Source organism: Yoonia tamlensis, from assembly GCF_900115105.1.
Classification (GTDB): domain Bacteria; phylum Pseudomonadota; class Alphaproteobacteria; order Rhodobacterales; family Rhodobacteraceae; genus Yoonia; species Yoonia tamlensis.
The window spans coordinates 1,169,331-1,183,917 of sequence record NZ_FOYP01000001.1 but is presented as its reverse complement, the minus strand read 5'-3'; the positions used below and the strand labels follow the sequence as shown (position 1 = coordinate 1,183,917).

The 14,587-nt window shown below is 56.2% G+C and carries 15 protein-coding genes; 5 read left to right on the top strand and 10 right to left on the bottom strand.

Going from position 1 to position 14,587, the window contains the following annotated elements:
* Positions 1-49 precede the first annotated feature (49 nt).
* Genes fumC through BM320_RS06130 form a run of 3 tightly spaced genes read left to right on the top strand, consistent with a single transcriptional unit; the run spans position 50 to position 1,843 of the window.
* Positions 50-1,441, top strand: coding sequence for a class II fumarate hydratase (fumC, locus tag BM320_RS06140; protein ID WP_090197725.1), 1,392 nt, complete (start codon positions 50-52; stop codon positions 1,439-1,441).
* Positions 1,438-1,614 (top strand): DUF4169 family protein, encoded by a 177-nt coding sequence (locus BM320_RS06135; RefSeq protein ID WP_090197722.1) that lies wholly within the window; start codon positions 1,438-1,440, stop codon positions 1,612-1,614. The genes fumC and BM320_RS06135 overlap by 4 nt, the downstream gene beginning before the upstream one ends.
* A complete protein-coding gene (locus BM320_RS06130) occupies positions 1,604-1,843 on the top strand; it encodes a ribbon-helix-helix domain-containing protein (protein ID WP_375342066.1) in 240 nt (79 codons plus the stop codon). The genes BM320_RS06135 and BM320_RS06130 overlap by 11 nt, the downstream gene beginning before the upstream one ends.
* Here the strand turns inward: BM320_RS06130 and BM320_RS06125 are convergent.
* The 4 genes from BM320_RS06125 to BM320_RS06110 all read right to left on the bottom strand — a co-directional run bounded on the left by BM320_RS06125 (position 1,828) and on the right by BM320_RS06110 (position 5,732).
* Positions 1,828-2,070, bottom strand: a complete 243-nt coding sequence (locus BM320_RS06125; RefSeq protein ID WP_090197719.1) for a hypothetical protein — start codon at positions 2,068-2,070, stop codon at positions 1,828-1,830. The genes BM320_RS06130 and BM320_RS06125 overlap by 16 nt on opposite strands.
* Positions 2,071-2,297: 227 nt before the next feature.
* A complete protein-coding gene (locus tag BM320_RS06120; RefSeq protein ID WP_090197716.1) occupies positions 2,298-3,647 on the bottom strand; it encodes a cytochrome P450 in 1,350 nt (449 codons plus the stop codon).
* Positions 3,644-4,915: a hypothetical protein gene (locus BM320_RS06115; protein WP_090200409.1), complete on the bottom strand. Its 1,272-nt coding sequence runs from the start codon at positions 4,913-4,915 to the stop codon at positions 3,644-3,646. Before BM320_RS06115 ends, BM320_RS06120 begins: the two co-directional genes overlap by 4 nt.
* Before the next feature lie 61 nt (positions 4,916-4,976).
* Complete coding sequence (locus BM320_RS06110; protein ID WP_090197713.1) at positions 4,977-5,732, bottom strand: cytochrome c biogenesis CcdA family protein; 756 nt, start codon at positions 5,730-5,732, stop codon at positions 4,977-4,979.
* A gap of 104 nt (positions 5,733-5,836) precedes the next feature.
* Here BM320_RS06110 and BM320_RS06105 point away from each other — a divergent pair, with 104 nt between their 5' ends.
* Positions 5,837-6,064, top strand: a complete 228-nt coding sequence (locus BM320_RS06105; RefSeq protein WP_090197710.1) for a sulfurtransferase TusA family protein — start codon at positions 5,837-5,839, stop codon at positions 6,062-6,064.
* A 54-nt stretch (positions 6,065-6,118) separates the two neighbouring features.
* Here BM320_RS06105 and BM320_RS06100 read toward each other — a convergent pair whose 3' ends face one another.
* The 6 genes from BM320_RS06100 to purC all read right to left on the bottom strand — a co-directional run bounded on the left by BM320_RS06100 (position 6,119) and on the right by purC (position 14,096).
* Positions 6,119-8,794, bottom strand: a complete 2,676-nt coding sequence (locus BM320_RS06100; protein WP_090197707.1) for an Rne/Rng family ribonuclease — start codon at positions 8,792-8,794, stop codon at positions 6,119-6,121.
* A 456-nt stretch (positions 8,795-9,250) separates the two neighbouring features.
* Complete coding sequence (locus BM320_RS06095; protein ID WP_090197705.1) at positions 9,251-10,582, bottom strand: sigma-54-dependent transcriptional regulator; 1,332 nt, start codon at positions 10,580-10,582, stop codon at positions 9,251-9,253.
* A gap of 11 nt (positions 10,583-10,593) precedes the next feature.
* The gene (locus tag BM320_RS06090) at positions 10,594-12,348 is read right to left on the bottom strand and encodes a sensor histidine kinase (RefSeq protein WP_090197701.1); all 1,755 of its coding nucleotides are present in this window, start codon (positions 12,346-12,348) and stop codon (positions 10,594-10,596) included.
* Positions 12,349-12,393: 45 nt separating this feature from the next.
* Positions 12,394-13,062, bottom strand: a complete 669-nt coding sequence (purQ, locus tag BM320_RS06085; RefSeq protein ID WP_090197699.1) for a phosphoribosylformylglycinamidine synthase subunit PurQ — start codon at positions 13,060-13,062, stop codon at positions 12,394-12,396.
* A complete protein-coding gene (gene purS, locus BM320_RS06080) occupies positions 13,062-13,292 on the bottom strand; it encodes a phosphoribosylformylglycinamidine synthase subunit PurS (RefSeq protein WP_090197696.1) in 231 nt (76 codons plus the stop codon). Before purS ends, purQ begins: the two co-directional genes overlap by 1 nt.
* A 42-nt stretch (positions 13,293-13,334) precedes the next feature.
* On the bottom strand, positions 13,335-14,096 hold the full coding sequence (purC, locus tag BM320_RS06075; RefSeq protein WP_090197693.1) for a phosphoribosylaminoimidazolesuccinocarboxamide synthase: 762 nt from the start codon (positions 14,094-14,096) through the stop codon (positions 13,335-13,337).
* A 132-nt stretch (positions 14,097-14,228) separates the two neighbouring features.
* Between purC and BM320_RS06070 the strand changes: the two genes are divergently transcribed.
* Positions 14,229-14,543 carry a DUF1476 domain-containing protein gene (locus BM320_RS06070; protein WP_090197690.1) on the top strand — a complete coding sequence of 105 codons (315 nt, stop codon included), beginning with the start codon at positions 14,229-14,231 and terminating at the stop codon, positions 14,541-14,543.
* Positions 14,544-14,587 lie beyond the last annotated feature (44 nt).

Genomic DNA, 14,587 nt, shown 5'->3' with positions numbered 1-14,587 from the left:
CTGTGGCGGCTTAAACCCCTCTTGATCATATTTCAAAAGGGTATCGACCATGACGGCAACACGCACAGAAACCGATAGTTTTGGCCCACTCGAGGTCCAGGCGGACCGCTATTGGGGTGCGCAAACACAGCGTTCATTGATGAATTTTCCGATTGGCTGGGAAAAGCAGCCCGTTGCCATCGTGCGCGCGCTTGGCGTGATCAAACAGGCCTGTGCTATCGCCAACAAAGAGCGCGGAAAACTGGATGCCGACAAGGCAGATGCGATGATCGCAGCCGCCGCCGAAGTTGTCGCCGGCAAGCTTGATGATCATTTCCCGCTGGTTGTCTGGCAAACCGGTTCTGGTACCCAATCTAACATGAACGCCAACGAAGTCATCAGCAACCGCGCGATTGAAATCATGGGCGGCGTGATCGGGTCCAAAACCCCTGTGCACCCTAATGATCACTGCAACATGGGCCAGTCATCCAACGACACATTCCCGACCGCAATGCATATCGCCGTTGCTACCACCGCCCGCGATGTGCTGATCCCTGGTCTCGAAAAACTGCATGCGGCATTGGTCGCCAAACAAGAAGAATTTGCCGACATCATCAAGATTGGCCGCACCCACACGATGGATGCGACACCTTTGACTTTGGGTCAGGAATTCAGCGGCTACAGCCATCAGGTGGCCATGGGTTTGCGCCGGATCAAATCCGCCCTGCCCGCGATTTACGAATTGGCCCAGGGTGGCACCGCCGTGGGAACAGGCCTGAACACGCCCAAAGGTTGGGGCGAAACCGTTGCGGCCCATATGGCCGACATTACGGGTCTGCCTTTTGTCACAGCACCCAATAAATTCGAAGCACTGGCGGCGCATGACGCATTGGTTGAAATGTCGGGCGCGCTGAAAACTGTGGCGGCAAGCCTTTATAAGATTGCTTGCGATATCCGCATGCTGGGATCAGGCCCGCGTTGTGGTCTTGGCGAATTGATGTTGCCCGAAAACGAGCCGGGCTCATCTATCATGCCGGGCAAAGTGAACCCGACACAGGTCGAAGCCATCACCCAAGTTTGCGCCCATGTCATGGGCAATGATGCGGCTGTCGGATTTGCCGGATCGCAGGGCCATTTCGAATTGAACGTGATGAAACCAATGATGGCCTATAACGTGTTGCAATCTATGCAACTTATCGGGGATGCGTCTTCTGCCTTTACTGATAATTGCGTTGTTGGTGTACGCGCGGACCGGACCCGCATCGAAAAACTGATGCGCGAAAGCCTGATGCTGGTGACGGCGCTGGCCCCGACAATCGGCTATGACAACGCAACAACCGTTGCCAAAACCGCGCATAAAAACGGCACCACATTGAAAGAAGAAGCCATCAATCTGGGCTTTGTTGACGAGGCCACATTCGACAAGGTCGTGCGCCCCGAAGACATGATCGGGCCCAAGTGAAGCCGATCAACCTAAATCAGGCCCGCAAGGCGCGCACCCGCGCCGAGGCCAAAGCCAAAGCGGATGAAAATGCCATCCGCTTTGGCCGCACCAAGGCTGAACAGCTTTTGGATGCCGCGCGTGAACAACAAGCCAGTGACCGGCTCTCTCAGTTGAAATTTGATGATGAATAGCAACGCGCACGCACGCCCCGTCAAACATTCACTAACATTGCGCGGGCACCGCACCAGCGTTTCGCTCGAAGATATTTTCTGGCAGAAATTTCGCAAGATTGCCGCCGAAAATGGCAAGACAATCAATGGTTTGGCCGCTGAAATTGACGAAGGCCGCGGAGACATCGGTCTCGCATCGGCCTTAAGGGTCTTTGTGCTGGAATATACGCTAAATCAGTCTTTAGAGTAAAGCGCCCCGCGCAAGCTGCCCAATTGGGCGCGATCCTGACGTTCGCCATCGTTCAATTTTGCAGGTTTGGCCGCTTCACGTGTTTCGGGCCGGCTGCTGAACATCTTGGCGACCTGTTCGCGCGACAATTGCTTTTCAGCGGTCGGTTTTTTCACATCCGTCTTGGCCTTGCGCCCGAACAGACTACCGATACCTTTTTTGGAAGATCCTGGAAGCGCGATAGTCATTTCTGTTCTTTTCCCGATAGAAGTTGATATTGCATTAACACAGCAAGTGCCTGTTGATATTTATCTTACAGCTTCCGTTCGCAAAATGTCGACAAAAACGCCGCGTTATCCTTAACTATAGGCAAAAACCCGCACAATCACGGCCACATTGTGCGGAAATGTGCCCTATTCTGGCCAACATTCAAATCGCTACGCCTATTTTTTAAGCACTTTGTAAATGCGTACTGTCATCTGGCGGCGATTCGAAGCCAGATGCCGTCTTTGGCACGCACCGTCAGATGCGCAATTGGGACAGGTACGCACGCGGGATCAGCGATAAACCGGTGGTCTTTTGTCAGGGCGGCTAGCAATGCAACACCTTCGATCATCGCAAAACCTGCACCGGTACAAACACGCGGCCCCGCCGAAAACGGCATATAGGCATCGCGCGCGCAAGATTTGCCGTTTTGCGTTTGCCAACGGCTAGGATCAAACCCGTCGGGATTGTCCCACAGCCGGTTGTGCCGGTGCAGATGCCAAGGCGAAAGCACAATTTGCGCGCCGCGTTTGATCACGCGGTCACGGAACCGGTTTTCGCGCAGCGACTGGCGCACCATCATCGGCACGGGCGGATATAGCCGCAGGGCCTCTCGGAACACGTCGCGCGTGATTTTCAATTGCGACAGATTGGCAAAATCACCGTCAAATTGCGCGGCCTCGACCGCAACCTTATCCTGCCAATCGGGGTAACGCGCCAGCAAATACAGGCTCCATGCCAGCGCCGATGCACTGGTTTCATGCCCCGCCAAAAAGAAAATCGCCACCTGATCTACCATTTCCGACAGGCTGAATGTCGCGCCGGTTTCAGGGTCTTTGGTGGTCAGGATTTTGGTTGCCAGATCGTCCGGCGCTGTCCCCTCGGCAATCATTTCAAGCCGCGCAACAGTCAGCTGCGTGATCAACACCCGAATTTTGCGGGCCGAAACCCTTGTTGCAGGCCGAAAAAACCGCGGCATCCAGCGCGGACCGGGAATAAACGCGGCAAGGTTCAGGATCGGCTGCGAGCGCTGGTAATTCCGGAACTCGATGAAGACCTTTTGCGCGGTCTCATCCTCGATCGGCAATGAAAACAACGTGCGAAAAATCACATCTGCCGCAATATGGCTGGTGATCGCCTCAATTTCCTGCGCTTCTGGATCTTGGCGCAACCGCGCGGCACCCGCCTGCCCTGCCGCAAAAATCCCTGAAAATGTGTCGCGCAACCGCCCGCCCGCAAATGCAGGGTCAATGATCCGCCGCTGCCGTTTCCAAACCGCGCCATTCGTCAAAAACACGCTATTGCCTAACAAGGGCCGCAACCCCGCGCCAATACGGTCGGATTTTGGAAAATCGTCGGGCTCTTCCTTTAAGACCGTGTTGATCAGTTTCGGGTCATTGATCAAATAGCTGCGAAAAAACGGCGTGCGAAATTCGGCCATCCACGCGCGGTAAAGCTTTGCGGGTTGCGCCGAAAGAATATCGCGCCGGAACAGCCGCAAATACCGCAAGAGCGAAACGTTTTCAGGGCGCGAAACAGGCTTGGGTGGCAGATCGTTCATTGTGGCGTAATCGCGGTGTATTTTGAAACAGCTACGTCAATGCGCGATTGTGACGGCGGGCGACCCGCAAAACGGTCACGCAGCAATACCGGCCCCGCGGTTATCTGGAAATAATCATAATCCTTGGGGCGGTCAAAGGCGCAAAGATATTGAAAATGCAGGCGAAAGAACCGCCAGCGAAGTGACTTCCAACGGTGTGCTGTCAGGCTTTGGCTGAATGCGGCCGAGATAACCAGCGGCCAGCGTTTGCCAGTTGGCGCAACCCCAGTAACCGCAACCGGATCACATAATGCAAAGCAGCAGCCGTCACCGGGTGCCGAGACATCAACCCATGTGATCGCGTCCTGTGCAGCCAGAAAAGCAAGATCGGATCTGATTCGTGTAGCATGCGGCAAAAACGAAACCATCGGGATCACCTGCCCGAGCGACAGGAAGGCCAGTTTTGGTCCGGATTTTGTCACCTTGCCCGCGCGGATCAGATCGGCAAGCACTGTCACCGCGATATGCGCCCCCGACGAATGCCCAACGACCAACACCTCATCCACGTCATCCTGCAGCGCCTCTTCAATCATCGCGCCAAATTGCGCCATGCGCGCGTCAAGCGGCGCCGGAATCCGACCCGCGCCGCGCGCCGAAAACGCATAGTCATGCATCAGGTAATAGGCGAATAATTTGTTGTCGATAGATTTGAACCAGCGCAAAACCGTCGCGCTGACCACCCCGAACACCAGATATTTCAATGCCACGCCAAACCACAAAACCCCTGTGGAAACGGTCGCGGGGCCGATCAGGGTGTGCAGCCATGAAACCCCCGCCCGTAAACTACCGCTGATCAACCAGCCAAGTCCAAGCGCCAGAACCAGCTGCCCCAATAGCATCGCCACAGGATAAAGTGCCGCGATGACGGGGCCTTTGCGCATCCACATCAGCCGCCGCAATGTGCCGGTGCTGATATAAACCCATGCCGTCTGCAAAAGCTGCCAATAGGTTGCCGCAATGGATTGGGCCATGCTGTCTTGGACAATATCGGACCAGACCAGCACATCGATGCGGCTTGCCACGCTGGTTCCGTCAATCTTGGCGGCGGCGAACCACCCCGACGAGCGACCGCCGATGCGCGCCTTAATATCGATTTCATAACCGGAGATCTCGGCCTGCCGTTTGCTTTCGCTGCGGTAAAGTTCGCGGTAGCGGCGTGGCGGCATCGGATCATAGCCCGGGATGTGAAACACCCGCCGCCGTTTGACCGGTTTGCTTGGCTTATCCATTGCGGATCCCATCATGTGCATCTTACAGCAGGCTAGCGGATCAACCGATAAAACATAAGCCTTAACCGATTGCTGCCAGCGCCGGAAATGTTTCCAGCAGCCAATAGCTCATCGCGGCAAATTGCCCTGTAAGCATCATCAACCCTACCGTCCACAAAAGCAGACCCGACGTGCGCTCGATCTGCGCCATATGCCGCTTCATCCAGCCCATCACGCCCTTCAATCGGGGAAAAAAGGCCGCAACCAAAAGAAACGGTATCCCCAACCCGAAGGCATAAACCGCAAGCAATGCGGTGCCACGCCCGATGCTTGCCTCGGATGCAGCGAGGCTGAGGATCGCGCCAAGGATCGGCCCCAAACAGGGCGTCCAGCCAAAGGCAAAGGCAAGCCCCAGCAAATAGGCCCCAAAGGCAGATCCGCCCTTATCGCCCGCGTCCAGACGCATTTCACGGTCCAAAAAGCCGATCCGGTAAACACCGACAAAATGCGCGCCAAGCACCATCACCACAATGCCGGCAACCGTGCTGAAATAGTCCTGAAACTGCAAAAGCGCGCGCCCCATCGTCGAAAACGCGAGGCCCAGCAATAGAAAGATCGTCGACAGCCCAAGCACAAAGAACACGGCAGTCACAAACACACGCCGCCGCGCCGCTGACTGCTGTTCAAGATCGCTCACCGAAACGCCGCCCATATAGGCCAGATAAGGCGGGACAACAGGCAAGACACAGGGGCTTAGAAACGACAGGATGCCTGCCGCCAGCGCGACAAACATTGCTGGCAAAATTGCCGCGTCAAGAATAGTGGTGGCTTCTAACATCTTGGTACCTCTGTGCCATTCCTAAGCGGTCGGGCCGGTCGGGTCACTGGTCAAATTGTCACAACTTGGTGGACTTTTTGAAACATCGCGCATAAGCGCGAAGTATGAAACATGATGCTGAAATTGATGCGCGCGGGCTTTTGTGTCCGCTGCCGGTCCTGAAAGCCCGCAAGCGTTTGCAAGCGCTCTTATCGGGGCAGGTTTTGCGCATGATTGCCGATGATCCCGCTGCGATCATTGATGTTCCGCATTTTTGTGCAGAAGCCGGCCATCAGCTGATTGCCAGCGAAGACATCACAGACGGGCAAGCCTACCTGATCCGCAAAGCCTGAACAAAAACGCCGCCCCGAGACCGGAGCGGCGTTTTTTAAGTTTCAAACCCGTGATTAACGGCCCAATGACCACCAGCCCTTGCGCTTTGGTTTGTTGGCTTCATCTTCGTCAGATGCCACCGGTTCAGGCGCGGGTTGGGCTACGGGTTCCGGCGCAGGCTGGGTTGCCGGTTCCGGAATTTGCGCAACTTCGACAATTGGTTCCGCGGCTGGCTGTTCCGCTTCGATCACATCGGCCTGAACGGGTTCAGGCGCATTTGCAGCAACCGCCGTTTCACCCTGTGCCTCGGCATCCTTTGGCTTGGGCTTTGCGCGGCTCTTGCGCTTGGGCTTGGGCTTTTCTTCTGCCTGAGCTTCAACCGCGGCTTCGGGTGCTGGCGTATCTGCCTGTTCCTGATCCGCGACCGGTTTTTTACGGCTGCGCGTGCGCTTTTTCGGCGCGGGCTTTTCTTCGGTCTCGGCGCTTTGCTCTGGGGCTGTCACCTCGGGCGTGTCCTCGGCGGCATCGCCTGTTTTAACTGCCGGTTTGCGGGTGCGCGTGCGGGTCCGTTTGGGTTTTTCATCGGTCGCAACAGCATCTGCTTCAGGCGCGTTTGACGGCGCGTCGGATGCCTGCGCATCCGCAGTTTCGTCTGCCTCGGATTGATCACCATCGGACTGCGGGTTGTCGCCATTGGCGCCACCCCGACGACGCCGGCGCCGACGGCGCTTGCGCTTTGGTTTATCCTCGGCGTTTTCATCCAAAATGGGGCTATCCGCGGTGTCTTCGTCAGCTTCGGTAACCAGATCGTCGTCATCGTCCATGATCACGGCCGCCGTCACAACGGGGGTCGCTTCGGGGACAACCCGTGTCGCTGTCTTGAATTTCTCGATTGCGAAATCGGGCGAAACAAGCGTCGGGTCACATTCGATCCGCACAGACAGGCCGTAACGGGTTTCGATATCGCCGATATGTTCGCGTTTGCCGTTCATCAGGAAATTGGCAATCGAAATCGGCGCTTTGATAAGCACTTCTTTTGACCGGCCACGCACGCCCTCTTCTTCGAGCTGGCGCAAGATCGCAAGCGCCACGTTGTCGTCAGAACGCAGCAGACCCGTGCCATGGCAATGGGAACACATCTGTGTTGTCGCCTCAAGCATGCCAGGGCGCAGACGCTGGCGCGACATTTCCATCAGGCCAAAGCCGGAAATGCGGCCAACCTGAATACGGGCGCGGTCGGTCTTCAACTTGTCCTTGAAACGCTTTTCCACAGCGGCGTTATTGCGACGTTCATCCATGTCGATGAAATCGATCACAATCAAACCGGCCAGATCGCGCAGACGCAACTGGCGGGCAACCTCATCGGCGGCCTCGAGGTTGGTTTTCAGTGCGGTTTGTTCAATCGAGCCCTCTTTTGTGGCACGGCCAGAGTTCACGTCAATCGCAACAAGCGCTTCGGTGATGCCGATCACAATATAACCGCCGGACGGCAGTTGAACGGTTGGATTGAACATACCACCCAAATAGCCTTCGACCTGATAGCGGGCGTAAAGCGGCAGCTGTTCGGTATAGAATTTCACGTTTTTGGCGTGTGACGGCATGATCATTTTCATGAAGTCTTTGGCCGTACGGTAGCCCGCCTCGCCCGCGACGATTACCTCGTCGATCTCTTTTGAATAGAGATCACGGATCGAGCGTTTGATCAGATCGCCTTCTTCATAGATTTTTGCGGGTGCGACAGATTTCAGCGTCAGCGCGCGGATCTGTTCCCACATGCGTTGCAAATATTCGTAGTCGCGCTTGATTTCAGCCTTGGTCCGCTGCGATCCGGCCGTGCGAATGATCAGACCTGCGCCCTCTGGCACGGTCATCTCATTGGCAATTTCCTTCAGCTTCTTGCGGTCGGCTGCGTTGGTGATCTTGCGGCTGATGCCGCCGCCACGCGCAGTGTTTGGCATCAAGACGCAATAACGCCCTGCAAGCGACAGATAGGTCGTGAGCGCTGCACCCTTGTTACCGCGTTCCTCTTTGACGACCTGCACCAACAGGATCTGGCGAACCTTGATGACTTCCTGAATCTTATAGCGTTTCGGGCGCGGCTTGCGCAGCGGACGCACTTCATCGGTGTCGTCTTCTTCGGCGACACTTTCGATACCGTCATCATTGTCTTGCGCGTCGGCGGCGATTTCATCCGCATCATCGCTGTCGTCATCATCCGCCTGCGGTGTTTCGACGGGTGTTTCACCGACCAGAACCATCGGGGAATCACCTTCACCGTCATCGGCCAGATCGATGGTTTCCATACCCGCGATATCACCCGAAGTTTCATCTTGGGATGTTTCCACTTCGGCGGTGATCACCGCGTCATCGGCTGCGACGACGGCCGGCTTTGGCTTTGCACGGCTGCGACGGCGCTTTGGCTTTTCGTCCTCGGCCTCTGCGGCAGCCTTGAGGCTATCGGTATAGGCTTTTTCTTCGGCGATCAGCGCTTCGCGGTCAGCAACCGGGATTTGATAGTAATCGGGGTGAACTTCCGAAAACGCAAGAAACCCGTGACGATTGCCACCGTAGTCTACGAATGCAGCCTGTAGCGATGGTTCGACGCGCGTTACCTTGGCGAGATAGATGTTGCCAGCAACCTGGCGCTTGAATTGGCTTTCAAAATCAAATTCTTCGACCTTGTTGCCGTCTACGACAACAACGCGGGTTTCTTCCGCGTGTGTCGCATCGATGAGCATTTTCTTTGGCATATTTTCCGTTTGCACATAAGCCGTTCGCCATCCCCGGTGGGGCTGCGCTGCGGGTGATGTGTCTGATTAAGGCGATCTGCGCGCGGGCAAATACGGGGCCCCTTGGGGCCGCTGCATCCTTGCCTCTGTGTTGCGCGCGTTGCATCGCGTTGCTTCTCCGACCTTGGATATCCAAGGCCCATTCAGGGCCCGGTCGGCATCAACGTCCGCGCGACCAGGGCGTTCTTCTGATCCTTAAGGATCAAATCAGCTGCACCATGTTTCATTATTCAAACCGGGCAGAGAATTCTTGATCGGACCTCGACGCGCAACCGTTGCGCGGGCGTCCGTAATCCATACATAGTGTAGGAAGGTCACGTTGCACAAGAGGTTGCGGTAAAAGCCCCAAAAATATTGATATCGACGGGACTGTTTCCAAAATTGGGCAGGCGCGACAGCTGCGCGCCCGCGCCATGCTTACAAATAGTCGGACCGTTGCAGCCCGTATTTGGCCATTTTTTCGTTCAATGTCCGGCGCGGCAGGCAAAGCTCTTCCATCACCGACACAATTGATCCGCGGTGCCGGCGCATGGTGTTGTCGATCAGCATGCGTTCAAAGGCTTCGACAAATTCCTTGAGAGGCTTGCCTTCGGTTGTCATCGCGGGTTTGGATTCTTCGGTGTCTGCCATCAACAATGACGCGATCGACCCCGACCCGCGCCGGTTTTGCAGCACCGCCCGTTCGGCGACATTGATCAGCTGGCGCACATTGCCCGGCCAAGGTGCCTGCAACAGCTGCGCAGCCTCTTGGGCGCTGACCTCTGGCGCGTCACAGCCGTATTCATCGGCAAATTGTTCCCCCAACCGCGCAAACAGCGTCAGGATATCCTCACCGCGCTGGCGCAGTGGCGGGACAGTGATCCGCAACGCCGCAAGGCGGTAGAAAAGATCGGGGCGCAGCACGCTTTCGCAGGTCTTGTCCTGTTCTTGCAGGTTGCAGATCGCCACAATACGTGTTTCCGCAGGTGCGCCCTGTTCGTTAATCGCGGTCAAAAGCCGCGCTTGCAGCGCATGGCTCAGCGCTTCGATATCCTCAAGCACAAGCGTGCCGCCGCGCGCCTCTTCGATTGCGGGAATGGGTTCATCATCATTGGCGGGGCCAAAAATCACGCGGCCAAGGGTTTCTTCGTCATAGGCCGCACAGCTGAGCAGCACAAATTTCTTTGACGCCCGCGCACCAACCGCATGCAGCGCATGGGCCACAAGTGTTTTACCTGTGCCTGTCTCGCCCTCGATCAGCACATGGCCGTCCGCCTGCCCCAGATCAAGAATATCCTCTTTCAGGCGCTCCATCACCGGCGACTGACCAATCAGTTTCTTGATCAGCGCGGTGCCATCCGACAGTTCGCGGCGCAACGCACGGTTATCAAGCGTCAGGCGGCGCGCCTGCGTGGCCTTTTTGGCAAGTTCGGTCATCCGATCGGGGTTGAACGGCTTTTCAAGAAAATCAAACGCGCCGACGCGCATCGCCTCGACCGCCATGGGGACATCGCCGTGACCTGTGATCATGATCACAGGCAATGTGCTGTCGATACCTTTGATTTTCTTAAGAAGCTGCATGCCATCCATGCCCGGCATCCGCACATCGGACACAACAATACCAGGGTAATCCGTACCCAACCCCTTGAGCGCCTCTTCGGCCGAAGCAAAGGTTTCCGTTTCAAAACCGGAAAGCGTCAACCATTGGCTAATGGATTGTCGCATATCCGTTTCATCGTCAACAATTGCAACTTTCATCGCCTTTTTCATACGTCTGCTTCCTACTCTGCCGCGGCGGCTTCATGCTGTATACGCGGTAACTGAACTTCAAAAATGGCGCCGCCGTCAACCGCATTACGCGCTGTCAGCCGCCCACCCAATTCGCTGACAATTCCCGAAGAAATCGCAAGCCCAAGCCCCGTCCCGTCACCAGGTTGTTTGGTTGTGTAAAATGGTTCGAACAACGCATTAAGGTCTTCGATACCTTCACCATTATCCCGAATTTGCAAGCTGATCGTATGCCCTGACACAAGCAGGATTTCAACCGTCGGGTTACTTGCGCCCTTTGTGGCATCCAATGCGTTGCGCAGCAAGTTCACAATCACTTGTTCAAGCCGCAACCGGTCGCCAAGCACCATGACGGGTTCATTGGGCAAAGACCGGATGATGTTCACATCGCGGATTTTTAGCTGCGGCTCCATCATCGCCAGCGCCGTCGACACTGAGGCGCGGATATCCATCGGCTCGAACGCGTCATCGCCCTTGCGGGCATAGGATTTCAGCTGTCGGGTGATGGCACCCATGCGTTCGATCAGATCATCAATGCGCTGGAACGATGACATTGCTTCTTCGGGGCGTTCGCGTTGCAGCAACAGCCGCGCGCCCGCCAGATAGGTTTTCATCGCCGCCAATGGCTGGTTCAATTCGTGGCTGACCGCCGCCGACATTTCGCCAAGCGCGGCCAGTTTCGACGATTGCGCAATCGTTTGTTCGGCCACTTGCAGGGTTTGCTCGACCTTTTCGCGTTCGGCAACTTCTCTTTGCAGGCGGCGGTTTAGCGCCCGAAGCTCTGCTGATTCGCGTTGGAAGAACACCAGCCGCGATGCGGTCTTGCGCGACATGAACCAGAACATCACCGCCAGAATGATCGCAAAGACCATCACCTCGAGAGCAAGAATGCCGTTCACTTGCGTGCGCACCGCCGCATTGGCGGTAAAGCTGACCATTTTCCAGCCCTGATGCGGCACACGGGCCTCGTGGCGCAGCATTGCTTCGCCGCGCAAATAGGCGTCTGCGTTCTGCCCGATCGCGGCGCGCAACGCACGGCGCAACCCTTCCGAAATCGTCACCTTGTGGTTGAGACTTAGCGCCGCAGGCTCAGTCAGCCCGCGCCAGCTTGGTTCGGACGACATGATGATCTGCCCCGCGCCATCCAGCACCAGCACCACCTCTGATCCGCCAACCCAGCCCGCTTGCAAAAGCGCTGAATTCACCTCGACCGCAATCACGCCCAGCACTTGTTCTTGCGCGACGATTTTGCGCGCAAAGACATAGCGGTATTGTCCGGATGGTCCGCGTTCTGTCGTATAGACTGTTTGATCGCTGGCTAAGGCATCTGCGAAAAAACGGTCATCTGCATGGCGCGCGTCAATTTCGCCGACAGCAGTGGCGGCAACCGTCACCCCGTCCCGATCCAGCAATAACAATGAAGCCGAACCGATTTCGGCGACAAAGCTGACCAAATGGGCAGAACTATCCGTATAATCGCGCGTCGCAAGGGCTGTCACCAGTTCGGGGCTGCGCGCCAAAAGCTGCGGCACGACCGAATTGCGTTGCAGCTCGCTTGTCAGGTTGGTCACATAAAGCGACAGGCGCGCTTCGGAGCGGTCGACAATGGCGCTTGCAAAGCGCTGCGTCAAAAACTGGTTTGAAACATAAACGACAATCAGCGCGAACAGGCAGACGACCAGAATGGACAGGCGGAGAAACCACCGCCCTTTTCCATGTCTACTGCCTGATTTTCGCGCACCTATCATCCGCGCAGTCTAGGACCCCGCAGTCCGCGCAGCAAGCGCGCAGGTTCAGGCAGAAACCAATTGATCAAGCAGCCCGCGGAAAAGCGCCTGCCCGTCGGTGCCACCGTGTCCGGCATCCACCGCACGTTCGGGATGCGGCATCATACCCAGCACACGCCGGTTTTCAGACAAGACACCGGCAATATCCGCAACCGACCCGTTGGGGTTTTGTGCATAGCTAAAGGCAATCCGGTCGTCGCCGGTAATGCGGGCCAAACCGTCACTATCGATCGAATAATTGCCATCATGATGCGCAACCGGATAGCGAACCATGTCACCGACCGTATGGGCGGATGTAAAGGCGCTATCGGTCGTTTTAACAACAAGATCAACATCTTTGCAGATGAACTTAAGGTTGGAATTGCGCATCAACGCACCCGGCAACAGCCCTGTTTCGGTCAGCACCTGAAACCCGTTACACACACCCAGCACATAGCCGCCGCGCTGCGCATGTGCGACCACGGCCTTGCAAATCGGTGATTGCGCCGCAATGGCACCGCACCGCAGGTAGTCACCAAATGAAAACCCGCCCGGCACGGCAACCAGATCGATATCGGCAGGCAAATCCGCATCCTTGTGCCAGACCATCTGCACATCGGCACCCGCCGCGCGCAGGGCCACGGCCATATCACGATCGCAGTTTGAACCGGGGAAAACGACGACAGCGGCGCGCATCACTGCACCTCGATCCGGTAGCTTTCGATCACTGTGTTCGCGAGCAGTTTTTCACACATCTGCGCGATTGCGTCCTCGGTGGTGCCATCCGCAAGATCCAGTTCGATCACCTTGCCCTGACGCACCCCTTGCACCCCGTCAAACCCCAATGTGCCAAGCGCATGGCGCACAGCTTCGCCTTGGGGATCAAGGACACCGTTTTTCAACATTACATAGACGCGGGCTTTCATCGGCGGGTTTCCCTGTATTGATAGGTTAGTGGCGGATCAGGTTCAGTTGATCAATGTGGGTTTGGTTGCATGGGTCACATTAGAGGGCATCACGCCCAGACGTTTGGCGACTTCGGTATAGGCATCGGTCAGATTGCCCAAATCGCGGCGGAAAACGTCCTTGTCCAGCTTTTGACCCGTTTCAATATCCCACAAGCGGCAGCTGTCAGGGCTGATTTCATCGGCCAAAAGCAGACGCGGGAATTCGTTATCCCAAACGCGGCCAACTTCGATCTTGAAATCGACCAGTTTGATCCCGACACCAAACATCACGCCCGACATCCAGTCGTTCACGCGCAATGCCAGGCTGACGATATCATCAAGGTCCTGCTGACTGGCCCAGCCAAATGCAACAATATATTCTTCGGGGACCAGCGGATCACCCAATGCATCGTCTTTATATGAAAATTCGACGATCGGGCGCGGCAGTGGCGCACCTTCTTCCATGCCCAGACGTTTGGCCATTGATCCGGCCGCAACGTTGCGCACGATCACCTCGAGAGGGATGATTTCAACCTGACGGATCAGCTGTTCGCGCATATTCAGGCGTTTGATGAAATGCGTCGGGATACCGATATTGGAAAGGCCGGTCATAAAGAATTCGGACAGCCGGTTGTTCAATACGCCCTTACCGTCGATCACGGCTTTTTTCTCGGCGTTAAAAGCGGTTGCGTCGTCTTTGAAATATTGCACAAGCGTCCCGGGCTCAGGGCCTTCATAAAGGATCTTTGCCTTGCCTTCGTATATCTTCTTGCGGCGTGCCATGCTCACCCCTTTGTGCTGCGCCTGCCCGCCCTGGGCTGCGTCATAGGCGCGTCATAGTGCAAGCAAACCTTGCGGGCAAGCACCCAGCCCCCCATATATTCAATATCGGTTCAACAAAACCACGAGGTTGCCATGAACACGTTAGAAGAGCGCGAACGCGCATTCGAAGCAAAATTCGCACATGATCAGGAAATGCAGTTTAACGCGATTGCACGGCGCAATCATCTGCTTGGCGAATGGGCTGCGGCACTTTTGGATAAAAACATTTCAGAAACAGCCGCTTATGCAGATGAAATCGTCAAAGTCGGCACAGCAGCACGCGATGATAGCGTGATCTTGCAAAAGCTGGCTGCAGATCTTGGCCCGCGTGTAGACGGGGCCACTTTGCACGCGCAAATGACCACCCTGCTACAAGAAGCAAAGGCACAAGTGTTGCGCGAATGCTAAAGGGTGCGCCCTGCTGCTAATATTTTCACGGGCATTAAGGGGCG

Coding starts and splice junctions, on each gene's coding strand:
- fumC (WP_090197725.1), top strand. CDS start 50: ATGACGGCAACACGCACAGAAACCGATAGTTTTGGCCCACTCGAGGTC.
- BM320_RS06130 (WP_375342066.1), top strand. CDS start 1,604: ATGATGAATAGCAACGCGCACGCACGCCCCGTCAAACATTCACTAACA.
- BM320_RS06125 (WP_090197719.1), bottom strand. CDS start 2,070: ATGACTATCGCGCTTCCAGGATCTTCCAAAAAAGGTATCGGTAGTCTG.
- BM320_RS06120 (WP_090197716.1), bottom strand. CDS start 3,647: ATGAACGATCTGCCACCCAAGCCTGTTTCGCGCCCTGAAAACGTTTCG.
- BM320_RS06115 (WP_090200409.1), bottom strand. CDS start 4,915: ATGGATAAGCCAAGCAAACCGGTCAAACGGCGGCGGGTGTTTCACATC.
- BM320_RS06110 (WP_090197713.1), bottom strand. CDS start 5,732: ATGTTAGAAGCCACCACTATTCTTGACGCGGCAATTTTGCCAGCAATG.
- BM320_RS06105 (WP_090197710.1), top strand. CDS start 5,837: ATGAAACATGATGCTGAAATTGATGCGCGCGGGCTTTTGTGTCCGCTG.
- BM320_RS06100 (WP_090197707.1), bottom strand. CDS start 8,794: ATGCCAAAGAAAATGCTCATCGATGCGACACACGCGGAAGAAACCCGC.
- BM320_RS06095 (WP_090197705.1), bottom strand. CDS start 10,582: ATGAAAAAGGCGATGAAAGTTGCAATTGTTGACGATGAAACGGATATG.
- BM320_RS06090 (WP_090197701.1), bottom strand. CDS start 12,348: ATGATAGGTGCGCGAAAATCAGGCAGTAGACATGGAAAAGGGCGGTGG.
- purQ (WP_090197699.1), bottom strand. CDS start 13,062: ATGCGCGCCGCTGTCGTCGTTTTCCCCGGTTCAAACTGCGATCGTGAT.
- purS (WP_090197696.1), bottom strand. CDS start 13,292: ATGAAAGCCCGCGTCTATGTAATGTTGAAAAACGGTGTCCTTGATCCC.
- purC (WP_090197693.1), bottom strand. CDS start 14,096: ATGGCACGCCGCAAGAAGATATACGAAGGCAAGGCAAAGATCCTTTAT.
- BM320_RS06070 (WP_090197690.1), top strand. CDS start 14,229: ATGAACACGTTAGAAGAGCGCGAACGCGCATTCGAAGCAAAATTCGCA.